At 58.5% G+C, this 17,668-nt stretch carries 14 protein-coding genes; 11 read left to right on the top strand and 3 right to left on the bottom strand.

What is annotated here, in order from left to right; genetic code table 11:
• The first annotated feature begins 159 nt into the window (after positions 1-159).
• The 3 genes from lsrR (at position 160) to AC1VYI_RS04635 (ending at position 4,958) form a co-directional block, all read left to right on the top strand.
• Complete coding sequence (gene lsrR / locus AC1VYI_RS04645) at positions 160-1,128, top strand: transcriptional regulator LsrR (RefSeq protein WP_023309277.1); 969 nt, start codon at positions 160-162, stop codon at positions 1,126-1,128.
• A gap of 34 nt (positions 1,129-1,162) precedes the next feature.
• Entirely contained in the window at positions 1,163-2,758 is a 1,596-nt protein-coding gene (lsrK, locus tag AC1VYI_RS04640) for an autoinducer-2 kinase (protein WP_045354008.1), read from the top strand.
• Positions 2,759-2,936: 178 nt separating this feature from the next.
• On the top strand, positions 2,937-4,958 hold the full coding sequence (locus tag AC1VYI_RS04635) for an NADPH-dependent 2,4-dienoyl-CoA reductase (RefSeq protein WP_134867122.1): 2,022 nt from the start codon (positions 2,937-2,939) through the stop codon (positions 4,956-4,958).
• Here the strand turns inward: AC1VYI_RS04635 and rlmG are convergent.
• Positions 4,955-6,091 (bottom strand): 23S rRNA (guanine(1835)-N(2))-methyltransferase RlmG, encoded by a 1,137-nt coding sequence (gene rlmG, locus AC1VYI_RS04630; protein WP_045354012.1) that lies wholly within the window; start codon positions 6,089-6,091, stop codon positions 4,955-4,957. The two genes, AC1VYI_RS04635 and rlmG, sit on opposite strands and share 4 nt — an antisense overlap.
• A gap of 83 nt (positions 6,092-6,174) precedes the next feature.
• Between rlmG and AC1VYI_RS04625 the strand changes: the two genes are divergently transcribed.
• The 4 genes from AC1VYI_RS04625 to sstT all read left to right on the top strand — a co-directional run bounded on the left by AC1VYI_RS04625 (position 6,175) and on the right by sstT (position 10,471).
• Entirely contained in the window at positions 6,175-6,678 is a 504-nt protein-coding gene (locus AC1VYI_RS04625) for a YgjP-like metallopeptidase domain-containing protein (protein ID WP_023309281.1), read from the top strand.
• Positions 6,679-6,748: 70 nt separating this feature from the next.
• Positions 6,749-7,747, top strand: a complete 999-nt coding sequence (locus tag AC1VYI_RS04620) for a Gfo/Idh/MocA family protein (RefSeq protein WP_045354014.1) — start codon at positions 6,749-6,751, stop codon at positions 7,745-7,747.
• A gap of 251 nt (positions 7,748-7,998) precedes the next feature.
• Positions 7,999-8,967 carry a TerC family protein gene (locus AC1VYI_RS04615; protein ID WP_023309283.1) on the top strand — a complete coding sequence of 323 codons (969 nt, stop codon included), beginning with the start codon at positions 7,999-8,001 and terminating at the stop codon, positions 8,965-8,967.
• 262 nt (positions 8,968-9,229) lie between these two features.
• The gene (gene sstT, locus AC1VYI_RS04610; RefSeq protein WP_023309284.1) at positions 9,230-10,471 is read left to right on the top strand and encodes a serine/threonine transporter SstT; all 1,242 of its coding nucleotides are present in this window, start codon (positions 9,230-9,232) and stop codon (positions 10,469-10,471) included.
• Positions 10,472-10,608: 137 nt separating this feature from the next.
• On the opposite strand, the gene AC1VYI_RS04605 is transcribed toward sstT, so the two are convergent.
• Both AC1VYI_RS04605 and uxaC read right to left on the bottom strand, forming a co-directional pair.
• On the bottom strand, positions 10,609-12,096 hold the full coding sequence (locus AC1VYI_RS04605; protein ID WP_134867121.1) for a UxaA family hydrolase: 1,488 nt from the start codon (positions 12,094-12,096) through the stop codon (positions 10,609-10,611).
• A gap of 17 nt (positions 12,097-12,113) precedes the next feature.
• Entirely contained in the window at positions 12,114-13,526 is a 1,413-nt protein-coding gene (gene uxaC / locus AC1VYI_RS04600; RefSeq protein ID WP_226484352.1) for a glucuronate isomerase, read from the bottom strand.
• Positions 13,527-14,001: 475 nt separating this feature from the next.
• Between uxaC and AC1VYI_RS04595 the strand changes: the two genes are divergently transcribed.
• The 4 genes from AC1VYI_RS04595 (at position 14,002) to mzrA (ending at position 17,585) form a co-directional block, all read left to right on the top strand.
• Positions 14,002-15,300, top strand: coding sequence for an MFS transporter (locus AC1VYI_RS04595; protein ID WP_029739665.1), 1,299 nt, complete (start codon positions 14,002-14,004; stop codon positions 15,298-15,300).
• Positions 15,301-15,415: 115 nt separating this feature from the next.
• Positions 15,416-16,192, top strand: coding sequence for a transcriptional regulator ExuR (gene exuR / locus AC1VYI_RS04590; RefSeq protein ID WP_023309288.1), 777 nt, complete (start codon positions 15,416-15,418; stop codon positions 16,190-16,192).
• A 344-nt stretch (positions 16,193-16,536) separates the two neighbouring features.
• Complete coding sequence (gene yqjA / locus AC1VYI_RS04585; protein ID WP_023309289.1) at positions 16,537-17,199, top strand: DedA family general envelope maintenance protein YqjA; 663 nt, start codon at positions 16,537-16,539, stop codon at positions 17,197-17,199.
• A 2-nt stretch (positions 17,200-17,201) separates the two neighbouring features.
• Positions 17,202-17,585: an EnvZ/OmpR regulon moderator MzrA gene (gene mzrA / locus AC1VYI_RS04580; RefSeq protein WP_023309290.1), complete on the top strand. Its 384-nt coding sequence runs from the start codon at positions 17,202-17,204 to the stop codon at positions 17,583-17,585.
• The last annotated feature ends 83 nt before the right edge of the window (positions 17,586-17,668 follow it).

The raw sequence follows: 17,668 nt of genomic DNA, 5'->3' as shown, positions 1-17,668 counted from the left end.
ACGGTGAACTATATTTACAACCGTGCAGGGATCACAGTTTTATCGATTGAGATACAGATAAACCAGAAACGATCGAAAAGATCCGTTTTGTCGCGTGGCTCACACTTTCCCTTCGCGCCATCACGAACATATGATCTAAATTTTTATAAGAGTTCAACTATGAGCGATAAACGCACTGCGGAAGAAGGACGGTTTGCCGGGCTGGCACTGGCGGAAGAGGAACTCGTGGCGCGCGTGGCCTGGTGCTACTACCACGACGGATTAACCCAGAACGACATCGGCGAGCGGCTCGGGCTGCCGCGCCTGAAGATCTCCCGCCTGCTGGAAAAAGGCCGTCAGTCAGGGGTGATCCGCGTGCAGATTAACTCCCGCTACGAGGGCTGCCTGTCGCTGGAAACCGAGCTACAGCAGCGCTTTGGCCTGAAGCTGGTGCGCGTGATGCCCGCGTTAAATACGCCGCCGATGAACGTGCGGCTCGGCATTGGCGCGGCGCAGTCGCTGATGGGCGTGCTGGAGCCCGGCCAGCTGCTGGCGGTGGGGTTTGGTGAAACCACCATGAGCAGCCTGCAGCACCTGAGCGGCTTTATCAGCTCGCAGCAGATCCGCCTGGTGACGCTCTCCGGCGGCGTCGGGCCGTATATGACCGGTATCGGCCAGCTGGACGCGGCCTGCAGCGTCAGCATGATCCCCGCCCCGCTTCGCGTGTCATCCGCAGAGGTTGCCGGGATCTTAAAACGCGAGACCAGCGTACGGGACGTGATCCTCGCCGCGACCGCCGCCGACGTGGCAGTGGTCGGCATTGGTTCAGTGAACCAGCGCCGTGACGCCACGATACTGCGATCCGGCTATATCAGCGAAGGTGAACAGCTGATGTACGCCCGCAAAGGCGCGGTCGGCGACATTCTCGGCTATTTCCTCAATGCCGAAGGCGAGTGCGTTGAGGAGCTGGAGATCCACAAAGAACTGCTGGGCGTCACGCTCGATGAACTGGCGCAGCTGCCCACCATCGTTGGCGTGGCCGGAGGAGAAGAGAAAGCCGATGCGATTTATGCCGCACTGAAGGGTCGCCGTATCAATGGCCTGGTGACGGAGGAGACGACAGCCCGCGCGGTGCTGGCCCTGACGTAACGGGCAGGCCCTGCGCTAACAACGAGGCAAGCTCATGAGTTACCTTTTAGCGTTAGATGCAGGGACAGGCAGCGTTCGCGCCGTTATTTTCGATTTACAGGGCAACCAGATTGCCGTCGGCCAGGCCGAGTGGAAGCACCTGAGCGTGGAGAACGTGCCGGGATCGATGGAGTTCGACCTCGAGACCAACTGGCTGCTGGCCTGCCGGTGCATTCATCAGGCGCTGGAACGTGCGCGCCTGAGCGCGGCGGATATTAAGTCTGTCGCCTGCTGCTCAATGCGCGAAGGGATCGTGCTGTATGACCGCAACGGCGAGGCCATCTGGGCCTGCGCCAACGTCGACGCCCGCGCCAGCCGCGAGGTGGCCGAACTCAAAGAGATCCACGACGATCGTTTTGAATCCGAGGTGTATGAGGTTTCCGGCCAGACGCTGGCGCTGAGCGCCATGCCGCGCCTGCTGTGGCTGGCGCACCATCGCCCGGATATTTACCGCAAGGCCGCGACCATCACCATGATCAGCGACTGGCTGGCGGCGAAGCTCTCCGGCGAGCTGGCGGTCGACCCGTCTAACGCGGGCACCACCGGCATGCTGGATCTCTTCTCTCGCGACTGGCGTCCGGCGCTGCTCGACATGGCCGGGCTACGCGCCGATATCCTCTCCCCGGTGAAAGAGACCGGTACCGTGCTGGGCGCGATTACCAAAGAGGCCGCGCAGCAGAGCGGTCTGCGCGAAGGCACGCCGGTGGTGATGGGCGGCGGCGACGTGCAGTTGGGCTGTCTGGGGCTGGGCGTGGTCCGCGCCGGCCAGACGGCGGTACTGGGCGGTACCTTCTGGCAGCAGGTGGTCAATCTGCCGCAGGTGCGCACCGACCCCGACATGAACATCCGCGTGAACCCACACGTTATTCCCGGTATGGCGCAGGCGGAGTCGATCAGCTTCTTCACCGGGCTGACCATGCGCTGGTTCCGCGACGCCTTCTGCGCCGAGGAAAAGCTGATTGCCGAGCGGATGGGGATGGACACCTATTCCCTGCTGGAAGAGATGGCCAGCCGCGTGCCGGCGGGCTCCCACGGGGTGATGCCGATCTTCTCCGACGCGATGCATTTCAAGCAGTGGTACCACGCCGCGCCGTCGTTTATTAACCTCTCCATCGACCCGGAAAAGTGCAACAAAGCGACGCTGTTCCGCGCCCTGGAGGAGAACGCGGCGATTGTCTCGGCCTGCAACCTGGCGCAGATCTCGCGCTTCTCCGGCGTGACGTTTGAAAGCCTGGTGTTTGCGGGCGGCGGGGCTAAGGGCGCCCTGTGGAGTCAGATTTTAAGCGACGTCACCGGGCTGCCGGTGCGCGTGCCGGAAGTGAAAGAGGCAACGGCGCTCGGCTGCGCGATTGCCGCCGGCGCGGGCGCCGGGCTGTTTGCCGATATGGCCTCGACGGGCGAGCGGCTGGTGAAGTGGAGCCGCGAGTTCACGCCGAACCCGCAGCACCGCGAGCTGTACGACGGCATGATGCAGAAATGGCAGGCAGTGTACGCGGACCAGCTCGGGCTGGTGGACAGCGGGCTGACGACGTCGATGTGGCAGGCCCCGGGGCTGGTGCGGACATCCCCCTCACCCCGGCCCTCTCCCTAAGGGAGAGGGAGATTACGTCCCCTCTCCCCGTGGGAGAGGGTTAGGGTGAGGGCATCAGGCCACACCAATATTTGAATCCCATCACAATCACTGCATTCGCCTTTTCCCTTTTACTCCCCGCTGGCTAAATTAGTAACTCATCCGACCACATAACAATAATTTTACACTGGAAGAGACTATGAGCCGCTACCCGTCGTTATTCGCCCCTCTCGATCTGGGGTTCACCACACTCAAAAACCGCGTGTTGATGGGCTCGATGCACACCGGGCTGGAGGAGCATCCGGACGGGGCCGAGCGTCTGGCAGCCTTCTATGCCGAGCGCGCCCGCCACGGTGTGGCGCTGATTGTCACCGGCGGCGTGGCCCCTGCCCCTTCCGGCGTGGGCATGGAGGGCGGCGCGGTCCTGAACGATGCGTCACAACTGCCGCACCACCGCATTGTGACCGACGCGGTACACCGCGAGGGCGGTAAAATCGCCCTGCAAATCCTGCACACCGGACGCTACAGCTATCAGCCGAACCTGGTCGCGCCGTCGGCCATTCAGGCGCCAATCAACCGCTTTAAACCTCACGCCCTCAGCCACGATGAGATCCTGGCGCTGATCGACGACTTTGCCCGCTGCGCGGCGCTGGCCCGCGAGGCGGGCTACGACGGCGTTGAGGTGATGGGCTCAGAAGGCTACCTGATTAACGAGTTCCTCGCGGCCCGCACCAACCAGCGCGACGACGAATGGGGCGGCGACTATGCCCGCCGGATGCGCTTTGCCGTGGAGGTGGTGCGCGCGGTGCGCGAACGTGCGGGCGCAGACTTTATTATCGTCTTCCGCCTGTCGATGCTCGACCTGGTGGAAGGCGGCGGCACGTTCGACGAAACCGTGCAGCTGGCGCAGGCGATTGAAGCCGCAGGTGCCACGATTATCAACACCGGCATCGGCTGGCACGAGGCGCGCATCCCGACTATCGCCACGCCGGTGCCGCGCGCGGCGTTCAGCTGGGTAACACGGAAACTGAAAGGCAAAGTCTCTGTTCCGCTGGTCACCACCAACCGCATTAACGATCCGCAGGTGGCGGACGATGTGATTTCGCGAGGCGACGCCGATATGGTGTCGATGGCGCGTCCGTTCCTGGCGGATGCCGAACTGCTCTCCAAAGCGCAAAGCGGCCGTGCGGATGAGATCAACACCTGCATCGGCTGTAACCAGGCCTGTCTGGATCAGATCTTCGTCGGCAAGGTCACCTCTTGCCTGGTTAACCCGCGCGCCTGCCATGAAACCAAAATGCCGATCGTTGCGGCGGTCAGTAAAAAACGCCTGGCCGTGGTAGGCGCAGGCCCGGCGGGGCTGGCGTTTGCGGTGAATGCCGCCTCGCGCGGGCACAGCGTGACGCTGTTTGATGCAGCAGGGGAGATTGGCGGGCAGTTTAATATCGCCAAACAGATCCCCGGCAAAGAGGAGTTCTATGAAACGCTGCGCTACTACCGCCGGATGATCGAGCTGACGGGCGTCGATCTGCGGCTTAACCAGTTTGTCAGCGCAGCGGATCTGATCGGTTTCGACGAGGTGATCCTGGCGAGCGGGATCGTGCCGCGCACGCCGGCGATCGAGGGTATCGATCATCCGAAGGTGTTGAGCTATCTGGATGTATTGCGTGACAAAACGCCGGTCGGCGAGAAGGTGGCGATTATCGGCTGCGGCGGGATCGGCTTTGATACCGCAATGTACTTAAGCCAGCCGGGCGAGGCCACCAGCCAGAACATTGCCGAGTTTTGCGTGGAATGGGGTATCGACACCAGCCTGAACCAGTCCGGCGGGCTGCGCCCGGAAGGGCCGCAGCTGCCGAAAAGCCCGCGCCAGATCGTGATGCTGCAGCGCAAGGCCAGCAAACCGGGCGAAGGGCTGGGCAAAACCACGGGATGGATCCACCGCGCCACCCTGCTCTCGCGCGGGGTGAAGATGATCCCGGCGGTCAGCTACCAGAAGATCGACGACGAGGGTCTGCACGTCACGATCGGCGGCGAGCCGCAGTTGTTACGTGTGGATCATGTGATTTTATGCGCCGGGCAGGAGCCGAAGCGGGATCTGGCCGATCCGCTGCGCGAGGCCGGTAAAACAGTGCATCTGATTGGCGGGTGCGACGTGGCGATGGAGCTGGATGCGCGGCGGGCAATTGCGCAGGGCACCCAGCTTGCACTGGTTATTTAACGACGACGTCCCAGCTTCACCGCCTTCAGCACCACGAACTTATTGTTCGTCGCAATGGTGACGCAGTTGCCGAAAATCTTCTTCAGCTTGTGGAAGTAGTCGAGGTGGCGGTTCGCAACGATGTACAGCTCGCCGTTGATTTTCAGGCAGCGGCGCGCGTGGTGGAACATCTCCCACGCGACGTTATCCGTCAGGGCGTGCTTCTGGTGGAACGGCGGGTTGCAGAACACGGCGTTGAAGCGGAACGGCTCTACGCCGGACAGCGCGTTGTTGATCATAAACTCGCAGCGGTCCAGCGCTTCCGGCATGTTGGTTTCCACGTTCAGACGGCTGGAGGCCACCGCCATCGGCGATTCGTCGCTGAACACCACGCTGGCGTCCGGGTTCTTCGCCAACAGCGTCAGCCCAATCACGCCGTTACCGCAGCCCAGATCGACAATCTCACCTTCCAGATTTTCCGGCAGATGTTCCATAAAGAAACGCGCGCCGATATCCAGCCCGGTGCGGGAGAAGACGTTCGCGTGGTTGTGGATGGTCCAGTCGGTCCCTTCCAGCTTCCAGCTCAGGGTCTCCGGCGCGTCGGCCAGCTCCGGTGCGCTGAAGGTACAGTTGATCAGGCGCGCTTTTTTCCAGGCCAGCGTGGTGGTGGTCGGGCCGAGGACCTTCTCGAACAGCTCGAGCGTCGAAGTGTGAATATCGCGCGCTTTGGCTCCCGCGATAATGCGCGTTTCCGGCGTCACGACCTTACGCAGCGCGCGCAGCTGTTGCTCCAGCAGCGCCATGGTTTTTGGCACTTTGATCAGCACCACGCCCGGCGCCTGCGGGTAGTCCGCGGTGCTGTCGAGGAACTTCACGCTGGATTCTTCGATGTCGTTATGGCGCAGGTTTTCACGCGTCGCCAGCTCGCTCAGGTAGGAATCGCCGATGCTGTAAGGCGTGTGCTCCGCCAGGGCGCAGCCCAGCGCGCCAAAGGCGTCATTCAGGATCAAAACCGGGCCGCGGATTTCAGTCTCATCCAACTGCTGCAGCAGATATTCATCCGCCGCTTCCCACGCCTGAAGCGGGTTAACGTCATCCGTTTCCGGGAAACGTTTAAGGTTGAGTGAACGGAAACCGTTGTCTAAGTGGCTCATCGGCCCTCCTGAATGGTAAAATTTGGCGTATCCCTGAAAAGGGTGCGTGAGTATACCCGTTTTATTGTCGATTTGGGGCGTTGATGAACCAACTTACTTATCTCCAGGGCTATCCGGAGCATTTACTGACTCAGGTTCGCAGCCTGATTGCCGAGCAGAAGCTCGGCGCGGTGCTGGAAAAACGCTATCCCGGCACCCACGATTTCGCGACCGATAAGGCCCTCTGGCAGTATACGCAGGATCTGAAAAGCAGGTATCTGAAGAGCGCGCCGCCGATCAACAAGGTGATGTATGACAACAAGATCCACGTGCTGAAAAACGCGCTCGGCCTGCACACCGCCGTCTCCCGCGTACAGGGTGGCAAGCTGAAGGCGAAGGCCGAAATCCGCGTCGCGACGGTTTTCCGTAACGCGCCGGAAGCGTTTCTGCGGATGATCGTAGTGCACGAGCTGGCGCACCTTAAAGAGAAAGAGCACGACAAAGCGTTCTATTCCCTGTGCTGCCACATGGAGCCGCAGTACCACCAGCTGGAGTTTGATACCCGACTATGGCTTACGCATTTATCGTTAAATGGTAATGCGGAATAGCGCACGCGAATTGTCATGATGACGTGCTACAGTGGCTAAAGGTTCCCCGCTACGGAGTACGTAAACGTTTATGATACGTTTCGCAGTCATTGGTACGAACTGGATCACGCGCCAGTTCGTCGACGCCGCCCACGAAACCGGCAAACTGAAACTTACCGCAGTCTATTCCCGCAGCCTTGAGCAGGCGCAGAGTTTTGCCAACGATTACCTCGTTGAGCATCTCTTCACCTCGCTTGATGACATGGCGCAAAGCGACGCCATTGACGCGGTGTATATCGCCAGCCCGAACTCCCTGCACTTCCCGCAAACGAAGCTGTTCCTCAGCCATAAAAAGCATGTGATTTGCGAGAAGCCGCTGGCGTCAAATATCCAGGAAGTGGAAGCGGCCATTGCGCTTGCCCGCGAAAACCAGGTGGTGCTGTTCGAAGCCTTCAAAACCGCCAGCCTGCCGAATTTCCTGCTGCTGCAGCAGTCCCTGCCGAAAATTGGCAAGGTGCGTAAAGCCTTTATCAACTACTGCCAGTACTCGTCGCGCTACCAGCGCTATCTCGACGGCGAGAACCCGAACACCTTTAATCCGGCCTTCTCTAACGGCTCGATTATGGACATAGGTTTCTACTGCCTGGCCTCTGCCGTGGCCCTGTGGGGCGAGCCGCATGGCGTGACGGCCACCGCCAGCCTGCTGGAGAGCGGCGTGGATGCACACGGTGTAGCGGTGCTGGATTACGGTGATTTCAGCGTCACGCTGCAGCACTCCAAGGTGAGCGATTCCGCGCTGCCGAGCGAAATTCAGGGCGAAGCGGGCTCGCTGGTTATCGAGAAGATCTCCGAGTGCCAGAAGGTGAGTTTTGTGCCGCGCGGCGGCAAAGCGCAGGAGCTGACGCAGCCTCAGCATATTAACACTATGCTCTATGAGGCAGAGGTCTTCGCCCGTCTGGTGGAAGACAACGAAGTGAATCATCCAGGCCTTGCGGTGAGCCGCACCACGGCGAAGCTGCAAACGGAGATCCGCCGTCAGACAGGCGTGGTGTTCCCGGCTGACGGCGTGAGCGCGGAAGCTATCGCGTAAAGCTGTGTAATGAAACGGCGCAGACCATTGACGAAACCAATGGTCTGACATATTTTGTTACCTGCAAAGGGGAGTAACTTCTTCGTCGGTGGATCGTCATTACGATGCGTGCAATACCGCATCCGGTCGCCGGGCAACCTTCGTGGTTGTAAGTGAGACCTTGCCGGAAGGCGAGGTCTATGCATAAAAAGCTAACGGCTATCGTCTTCTGACCATGGCCGTTTTTGTTTTTTATGTGTAAGGAAAATAGTATGCATTCTGTCGGCACTCCAATGTTGTGGGGCGGATTCGCGGTTGTCGTGCTCATCATGCTGGCGATCGACCTCTTTTTGCAGGGGCGTCGCGGCGCGCACGGCATGACCATGAAACAGGCTGCGGCCTGGTCGCTGGTGTGGGTCACCCTCTCCCTGCTTTTCTGTGCCGCCTTCTGGTGGTATCTGGCCTCGACCGAAGGCCGCGCGGTGGCCGATCCTCAGGCGCTCGCCTTCCTCACCGGTTATCTGATTGAAAAAGCCCTGGCGGTCGATAACGTCTTCGTCTGGCTGATGCTGTTCAGCTATTTCGCCGTGCCTGCGGCCCTGCAGCGCCGCGTGCTGGTATACGGCGTGCTGGGGGCGATCATTCTGCGTACCATCATGATCTTCGCCGGCAGCTGGCTGATTACCCAGTTCGAATGGCTGCTGTACGTCTTCGGCGCGTTTCTGCTGTTCACCGGGGTCAAAATGGCGTTGGCGAAAGAGGACGGCTCCGCGATTGGCGATCGCCCGCTGGTGAAGTGGATCCGCGGTCATCTGCGCATGACCGACAAGATCGAGAGCGAGCACTTCTTCGTGCGCAAGAACGGCCTGCTGTTTGCCACCCCGCTGCTGCTGGTGCTGATTCTGGTTGAGCTGAGCGACGTGATTTTCGCGGTGGACAGCATTCCGGCGATCTTCGCGGTGACCACCGACCCGTTCATCGTCCTGACGTCTAACCTCTTCGCCATTCTCGGCCTGCGTGCGATGTACTTCCTGCTGGCGGGCGCGGCGGAGCGCTTCTCAATGCTGAAGTACGGTCTGTCGGTGATCCTGGTGTTTATCGGTATCAAGATGCTGATCGTCGATTTCTACCATATCCCGATCGCCATTTCGCTCGGCGTGGTGTTTGGCATTCTGATCGTGACGCTGATTATCAATACCTGGGTTAACCGCCAGCACGATAAGAAGCAGCAGGTGGAATAAAAGGGCTGATGCCCCCACCCCGACCCCTCTCCCACTGGGAGAGGGGGAAATGCAATGTAGGCCGGGTAAGCGTAGCGCCACCCGGCACTTTCGTTAATCAATAGTTAAAAAACATGACGCAACACGTAAAATCCAGCATTTTACGCTTCCTTCCTTTCGCGCATTCCCTATACTCGACCAGGCAAACATTTACTTACATCCGGACATAAATGTGACTAAGAGCACATCCGGGATGGAACGCAATTTCACTCAGGAAATACGTATGAGCACACAATCAAGCGGACTGTTCGCGCGCCTGGCGCAGGGCAGCCTCGTTAAACAAATTCTGGTCGGGCTGGTGCTGGGTATTCTGCTGGCGATGGTGTCAAAACCTGCGGCGGAGGCCACGGGGCTGCTCGGGACCCTTTTCGTTGGCGCGCTGAAGGCCGTAGCACCGGTACTGGTTCTGATGCTGGTCATGGCGTCGATTGCCAACCACCAGCACGGACAAAAAACCAACATTCGCCCTATTTTGTTCCTGTATCTGCTGGGAACCTTCTCGGCGGCCTTAACGGCCGTGGTGTTCAGCTTCCTGTTCCCGTCCACGCTGCACCTGACCAGCGCGGCCGGTGACATCACGCCGCCATCCGGCATTGTCGAAGTGCTGCGCGGACTGCTGATGAGCATGGTTTCTAACCCCATCACCGCGCTGATGAGCGGAAACTACATTGGCATCCTGGTCTGGGCGATTGGTCTGGGCTTCGCGCTGCGTCATGGTAACGAGACCACGAAAAACCTGGTCAACGATCTGTCCAACGCCGTGACCTTTATGGTGAAGCTGGTGATTCGCTTTGCGCCAATCGGTATTTTCGGGCTGGTCTCCTCTACGCTTGCAACCACCGGTTTCGACGCGCTGTGGGGCTACGCGCAGCTGCTGGTTGTGCTGGTCGGCTGTATGCTGCTGGTGGCGCTGGTGATCAACCCGCTGCTGGTGTTCTGGCAGATCCGCCGCAACCCGTATCCGCTGGTGCTGACCTGCCTGCGCGAGAGCGGCGTGTATGCTTTCTTCACCCGCAGCTCTGCGGCTAACATTCCGGTTAACATGGCGCTGGCGGAGAAGCTGAACCTGGACCGCGATACCTATTCCGTGTCGATCCCGCTGGGCGCAACCGTGAACATGGCGGGCGCGGCAATCACCATTACCGTTCTGACCCTGGCGGCGGTGCATACGCTGGGCATTCCGGTGGATCTGCCAACCGCGCTGCTGCTGAGCGTGGTGGCATCACTGTGTGCCTGTGGCGCATCCGGCGTGGCGGGCGGTTCGCTGCTGCTGATCCCGCTGGCGTGTAATATGTTCGGCATCCCGAACGAGATTGCGATGCAGGTTGTGGCCGTCGGCTTTATCATCGGCGTGCTGCAGGACTCCTGCGAAACCGCGCTGAACTCCTCTACCGACGTGCTGTTTACCGCAGCGGCCTGTCAGGCGGAAGACGCGCGTTTAGCGAAGAACGCCCTGCGCAGTTAAAAACAAAAGCCCGGTGGCGCTACGTCTTACCGGGCCTACAGGGTAAATGCAAAACGGCAACCAACGGTTGCCGTTTTTAGTGTTTGTACCCTCTCCCCGTGGGAGAGGGTCAGGGTGAGGGCATCAGGCCGCACCGATTACAGCGTCACACCACTCTTAAAGATCGCCAGCTCGCGGAAGTCGTTCTTCTCGTTACAGGTCTGCTTGCCGTTAGCAAATTCCACGATAGTATCCACGAACTCCGTCAGCAGCTGCGGCATGGCTTTCCCGTGAATCAGCTGGCCCGCATCAAAGTCGATCCAGTGCTTTTTCTTTGCCGCCAGCTCGCTGTTGGTGGCGATTTTCACCGTTGGCACAAAACCGCCGTACGGCGTGCCGCGACCGGTACTGAACAGCACCATATGACAGCCGGCCCCCGCCAGCGCGCTGGTGGCGACCGCATCGTTGCCCGGCGCGCTCAGCAGATTCAGACCGTGGGTTTTCAGGCGCTCGCCGTAGCGCAGCACGTCAACCACCTGGCTCGCGCCCGCTTTCTGAGTGCAGCCGAGGGATTTCTCTTCCAGCGTGGTGATTCCACCCGCTTTGTTGCCCGGCGATGGATTCTCGTAAATCGGCTGATTGTGGGCGATGAAGTACTGTTTGAAGTCGTTCACCATGGTGACGGTCTTCTCAAAGGTCTCTTCGTCGCGGCAGTGGCTCATCAGAATACGCTCCGCGCCGAACATTTCCGGCACTTCGGTCAACACCGTCGTGCCGCCGTTGGCAATCACGTAATCCGAGAAGCGGCCCAGCATAGGGTTAGCGGTGATCCCGGACAGGCCATCTGACCCGCCGCACTCCAGCCCAAACTTCAGCTCGCTCAGCTTGCCCGGCTCGCGCCTGTCGTGGCGCATCACCTCATAAAGCAGGTGAAGCTGTTCAACGCCCGCTTCCACTTCGTCGTCCTGATGCTGGCACACCATAAAATGCACGCGCTCAGAATCGAACTCGCCCAGCGTGTCGCGGAAGGCGTCCACCTGGTTGTTCTCGCAGCCGAGGCCAATCACCAGCACCGCGCCCGCATTCGGGTGGCGCACCATGTTTTGCAGCATGGTGCGGGTATTGATGTGGTCGTCGCCGAGCTGCGAGCAGCCGTAAGTGTGGCTGAACAGATGCACACCGTCAGTCCCTTCAGCATCGTTGGTCTCTTTCAGGAAACGCGTCTGAATTTGCCGCGCAATCCCGTTGACGCAGCCGACGGTCGGGAGGATCCACAGCTCGTTGCGGATCCCCACGTCGCCGCTGGCGCGACGGTAGATCTGCACCTCACGATCCGCCGCCTGACGTTCTTCTGCGGGTAAATCAGGTTGATAGCTGTACTCGTCCAGATCGCTCAGATTGGTGCGGGTATTGTGGGAGTGAATGTATTCACCCGGCGCAATATCCGCCAGCGCATGGCCGATGGGCAAACCGTACTTCACCACGTTCTCCCCTTTCGCAATGGGGATCAGGGCAAACTTATGTCCACGAACGATCGCCTGACGCAGGGTGACGCTCTGGTTATCAACGGTCACCACGTCGCCTTCACCGAGATCCGTCAGCGCGACGGCCACGTTATCCAGCGAATGGATTTTGATGTATTGCATATCAACCTCAAACGGCCTTAGTTCAGTTCAATGGCGAAGTAGTCACGCGCATTGTTAAAGCAGATGTTTCTCACCATTTCGCCCAGCAGCTGGATATCCGCTGGCGCTTCGCCCGCGTGTACCCAGCGGCCAATCATCTGGCACAGAATGCGGCGGAAGTATTCATGACGGGTATAGGAGAGGAAGCTGCGGCTGTCGGTCAGCATGCCGACAAAACGGCTCAGCAGGCCCAGCTGCGCGAGCTGCGTCATCTGACGCTCCATGCCGTCTTTCTGATCGTTGAACCACCAGCCGGAACCGAACTGCATCTTGCCCGGCATCCCTTCGCCCTGGAAGTTGCCGACCATGGTACCCAGCACTTCGTTATCGCGCGGGTTCAGGCAGTACAGGATGGTTTTTGGCAGCAGGTTTTGTTCGTTCTGTTTGCTCAGCAGTTTTGACAGCTCTTCCGCCAGCGGACGATCGTTGATGGAGTCGAAGCCCACGTCAGCGCCGATCAGTTTGAACTGGCGCTGGTTGTTATTGCGCAGCGCGCCGATGTGGTACTGCTGTACCCAGCCGCGACGCGCGTATTCCGCACCGAGGAATACCAGCACCGCCGTTTTAAACTGCGCCACTTTGTGCTCGCTTAAGCCTTCGCCGGAGAGACGACGCGCCAGAATGCTGTCCAGCTCGGCTTCGTTTGATTCCGCAAACAGCACCACGTCCAGCGCGTGGTCAGACACTTTGCAGCCGTGCGCGGCGAAGTGATCCAGACGTTTGGTCAGCGCGGTTTGCAGGTCAGCGAAACGACGGATGTCGGTATCCGACACTTCCGCCAGCTTCGCCATGTAGTCGGTGAAGGTGGCCTGCTCAATGTTGAAGGCTTTGTCCGGACGCCAGCTTGGCAGCACTTTGATATCGAAAGAGGTGTCTTTGGCGACAACGGCATGATGCTCCAGAGAGTCGATCGGATCGTCGGTAGTGCCCACCATCTTCACGTTCATCTGCTTCATGATGCCGCGCGCGGAGAAGTTATCCTGCGCCAGCAGCGCGTTGCAGCGATCCCAAATTTCATCCGCGGTCGTTGGGGAAAGCAACTTGCCGGTGATGCCAAACGGACGGCGGAGCTCAAGATGGGTCCAGTGGTAAAGCGGGTTGCCGATGGTGTGCGGAACGGTCGCCGCCCAGGCGTCAAACTTCTCGCGGTCGGTCGCATCGCCGGTACACAGGCGCTCAGCCACGCCGTTGGTGCGCATGGCACGCCATTTGTAGTGGTCACCCTTCAGCCAGATGTCATACAGGTTTTTGAAGCGATAATTTTCGGCAACCTGCTGCGGCGGTAAATGGCAGTGGTAGTCGAAAATCGGCTGGTCTTTTGCGTAGTCGTGGTACAGGCGGCGGGCAAATTCGGTATCTAACAGAAAGTCTTCGGTCATAAACGGCGTCATTATCGTCTTCCTCATTACGGGAGCGCAGAAAGCGTATGTTCATATGCTGCAAAGTTATCACACCAATTTCCACCAACCGAAGCTTTTTTCGTGAGTGAGATCAATAAACGCCAACAAATAAATTACCCTCAATGAAGTAAACCCTTCTGCAACCCCCGCCAGTACTGGCTTTGCGCGCGACGATTAATGTCCCCACAAAGAATCATACATTTGTGATGTCACTCACCTTTTAAAGCTGTATGACAAGTTATCTTTTCGCCGTCGCAAACTATAAGCCGACGGAATGCATTACCGGTGTGAGAGACATCGGGTTTAACGGTACGGATACCGACTTATGCACGCTTACTTATGGCAAGGTTCGGGCCGTTCCGGGACATGCTCCTGGTTACGCCCCTCCCGTTACACAACTGCTCCCGGAAACGGTTGAGAGGTTGCCGTGCTCTGGCGCGGAAATAACATAACGATGAGGTTTTAGATGCGTAAAATTAAAGGGTTACGTTGGTATATGATCGCACTGGTGACGTTAGGCACCGTGCTGGGCTACCTGACGCGTAACACGGTGGCAGCAGCAGCGCCAACGTTGATGGAAGAGCTGCATATCTCCACGCAGCAATACTCCTACATCATTGCTGCCTATTCCGCGGCTTATACCATCATGCAGCCTGTTGCGGGCTATGTGCTGGACATTCTCGGTACCAAAATCGGTTATGCCTTCTTCGCCATCGCCTGGGCGGTGTTCTGCGGCGCAACCGCGCTGGCAGGCAGTTGGGGTGGACTGGCGCTGGCGCGCGGTGCGGTCGGTGCGGCTGAAGCCGCGATGATCCCGGCGGGTCTGAAGGCCAGCTCCGAGTGGTTCCCGGCAAAAGAGCGTTCCATTGCCGTCGGCTACTTCAACGTGGGCTCGTCCATCGGGGCGATGATAGCGCCGCCGCTGGTGGTGTGGGCCATCGTGATGCACAGCTGGCAGATGGCGTTCATCATCTCAGGCGTGCTGAGCTTTGCCTGGGCGATGGCGTGGCTGGTTTTCTATAAACACCCGCGCGATCAGAAAAAACTGTCTGAAGAAGAACGTGAATACATCATTGGCGGTCAGGAAGCGCAGCATCAGACCAACAACGGCAAAAAAATGACCGTCTGGCAGATCCTGGGCACCCGTCAGTTCTGGGGTATCGCCCTGCCGCGCTTCCTGGCTGAACCGGCCTGGGGTACCTTTAACGCGTGGATCCCCCTGTTCATGTTTAAAGTCTACGGCTTTAACCTGAAAGAGATCGCGATGTTCGCCTGGATGCCAATGCTGTTCGCTGACCTGGGCTGTATCGTGGGCGGCTACCTGCCACCGCTGTTCCAGCGCTGGTTTGGCGTGAACCTGATCGTTTCCCGTAAGATGGTGGTGACCATGGGCGCGCTGCTGATGATTGGCCCGGGCATGATCGGCCTGTTCACCAGCCCGTATGTCGCCATTGCCCTGCTGTGCATCGGTGGCTTTGCTCACCAGTCCCTGTCCGGCGCGCTGATTACGCTCTCGTCTGACGTCTTTGGTCGTAACGAAGTGGCAACCGCCAACGGCCTGACCGGCATGGCCGCCTGGACCGCGAGCACCATGTTTGCACTGGTGGTCGGCGCGCTGGCGGATACCATCGGCTTCAGCCCGCTGTTCGCGGTGCTGGCGATCTTTGACCTGATGGGTGCAGTGGTTATCTGGACGGTGCTGAAAAGCAAATCGGCAGAGGAGCTGGCGAAAGAGTCCATTGGCAAACCGGCTACGCAGAGTTAGCGAAAATACGTTTCAACTAAGCCGCCTCCGGGCGGCTTTTTTAATGGCAAAATCTGGAGAGTGGCACGCAAAAGTGGTATAACAAATCATCTGCCGTACCCTGCCTGGAGCGCATATGGAAATCACCGAACCACGTCGTTTATATCAACAACTTGCCGCGGAGCTGAAAGATCGCATCGAGCAAGGGGTCTATCTTGTCGGTGATAAACTTCCCGCCGAGCGCTTTATCGCGGATGAAAAAAGCGTCAGCCGCACCGTGGTGCGTGAAGCAATTATCATGCTGGAAGTGGAAGGCTACGTTGAGGTACGTAAAGGCTCCGGCATTCACGTGATTTCTAATCTGCCGAAACACTCTCCCGTCGCGGACGAAAGTCTGGAATTCGCCAGCTATGGCCCCTTCGAGCTGCTCCAGGCTCGCCAGCTGATCGAAAGCAATATTGCTGAGTTTGCGGCGACGCAGGTGACCAAGCAGGACATCATGAAGCTGATGGAGATCCAGGAGAATGCCCGTAAGGAAAAATGTTTCCGCGATTCAGAGTGGGATCTGCAGTTCCACGTTCAGGTCGCCCTGGCAACCCAAAATACGGCGCTGGCAGCTATCGTAGAAAAAATGTGGACTCAGCGCGTTCACAACCCGTACTGGAAAAAACTGCACGACCATATCGATTCCCGTACCGTTGACAACTGGTGCGACGATCACGACCAAATCCTTAAGGCGCTGATTCGTAAAGATCCGCATGCCGCTAAGCTGGCGATGTGGCAGCACCTGGAAAACACCAAGCAGATGCTGTTCAACGAAACCAGCGATGACTTCGAATTTAACGCTGACCGCTATCTTTTTGCCGATAATCCGGTTGTTCATCTCGATACGGCTTCCAGTGCCGCAAAATAGATGACCTTTCTGCTGGCAGGCGCTACGTTGCGCCTTCCGGCTTCAGTGGGTAAGCAAAACATATATAGTGTCAGCCTTTGTAAATCCCCTCGCTCACTTCCTGGGCTTACGCCAAAATCAACTCACCCCTGCAAATTCTGTGACGCAGAACGTTGGGCTTTGTTACAATTGGATTCAATTCCTTATTTTGTAAGTTAGTGCTTGCTAACCAGCCAATTAACAGGGAACAGTGTTGGCCACACCGCAATGTGTCCGCGAGCGACCATAATGAAATCACAACAACGTCGCCGTGCTGTTTGTCCCGGATAACAGGCGTGACGTTAACCGATTTCCAGGAACACTGAATGGAACTTTTGACCCAACTGCTGCATGCCCTCTGGGCGCAGGATTTTGAAACGCTGGCCAACCCTTCCATGATTGGCATGCTCTATTTCGTCTTGTTTATGATCCTGTTCCTTGAGAACGGTTTGCTGCCTGCTGCCTTCCTGCCCGGTGACAGTTTGCTGGTGCTTGTCGGCGTGCTGTGTGCCAAAGGGGCGATGGCGTTTCCACACACCATTTTATTACTGACCGTGGCGGCCAGCCTCGGCTGCTGGGTGAGCTATATCCAGGGAAGATGGCTGGGCAATACCCGGATCGTCCAGAACTGGCTCTCGCATCTGCCTGCTCATTATCACCAGCGGGCGCACCATCTTTTCCATAAGCACGGGCTTTCCGCGCTGCTGATTGGCCGCTTTATCGCCTTTGTTCGCACCCTGCTGCCGACCATTGCCGGTCTGTCGGGGTTGAGCAGCGCGCGCTTCCAGTTCTTTAACTGGATGAGCGGCCTGCTATGGGTGCTTATTCTGACGACGCTGGGCTATGCGCTGGGTAAAACGCCGGTCTTTATGAAATATGAAGACCAGCTGATGTCCTGCCTGATGCTGCTTCCTGTGGTTCTGCTGGTCTTCGGCCTGATTGGCTCACTGGTTGTCCTGTGGAAGAAGAAATACGGAGCAAGAGGCTAACGATGGTTATCTCACCGCTCGCCCTGCGCCGTTTTGCCGTTGCCGTGATTACGCTGATCGTCCTCAGCGCCATGCTGCTGGCATGGAGCGCGCTTTCGCATCAGGAATCGACGCTGGCCATCCGCCCGGTAAACCAGGGCGCCAGCGTGCCTGACGGTTTTTCTGTCTGGCATCATCTGGACGCGAACGGGATCCGCTTTAAGAGCATTACCCCGCAGGACGACGTTTTACTGATCAAGTTTGATTCCCGTGCGCAAAGTGCCGCCGCGAAAGTGGTTCTCGATCGTACGCTGCCGCACGGGTATATCATTGCCCAGCAGGAAGATGACAGCCAACCTGCAGCATGGCTGTCATTGATTCGCGATACGTCGCATCGGTTTGGATAACTTCCAGGATTCCGAATCTTTTCACTCACTTTGGTGAATCCCCCGTTTACTTACTATGCTTAAGTACGCGGAGCACCCCTCAA

The organism is Enterobacter sp. QK-SA4 (assembly GCF_056856775.1).
The sequence above is the reverse complement of the archived record's forward strand: the minus strand, read 5'-3'. Positions and strand labels throughout refer to the sequence as shown.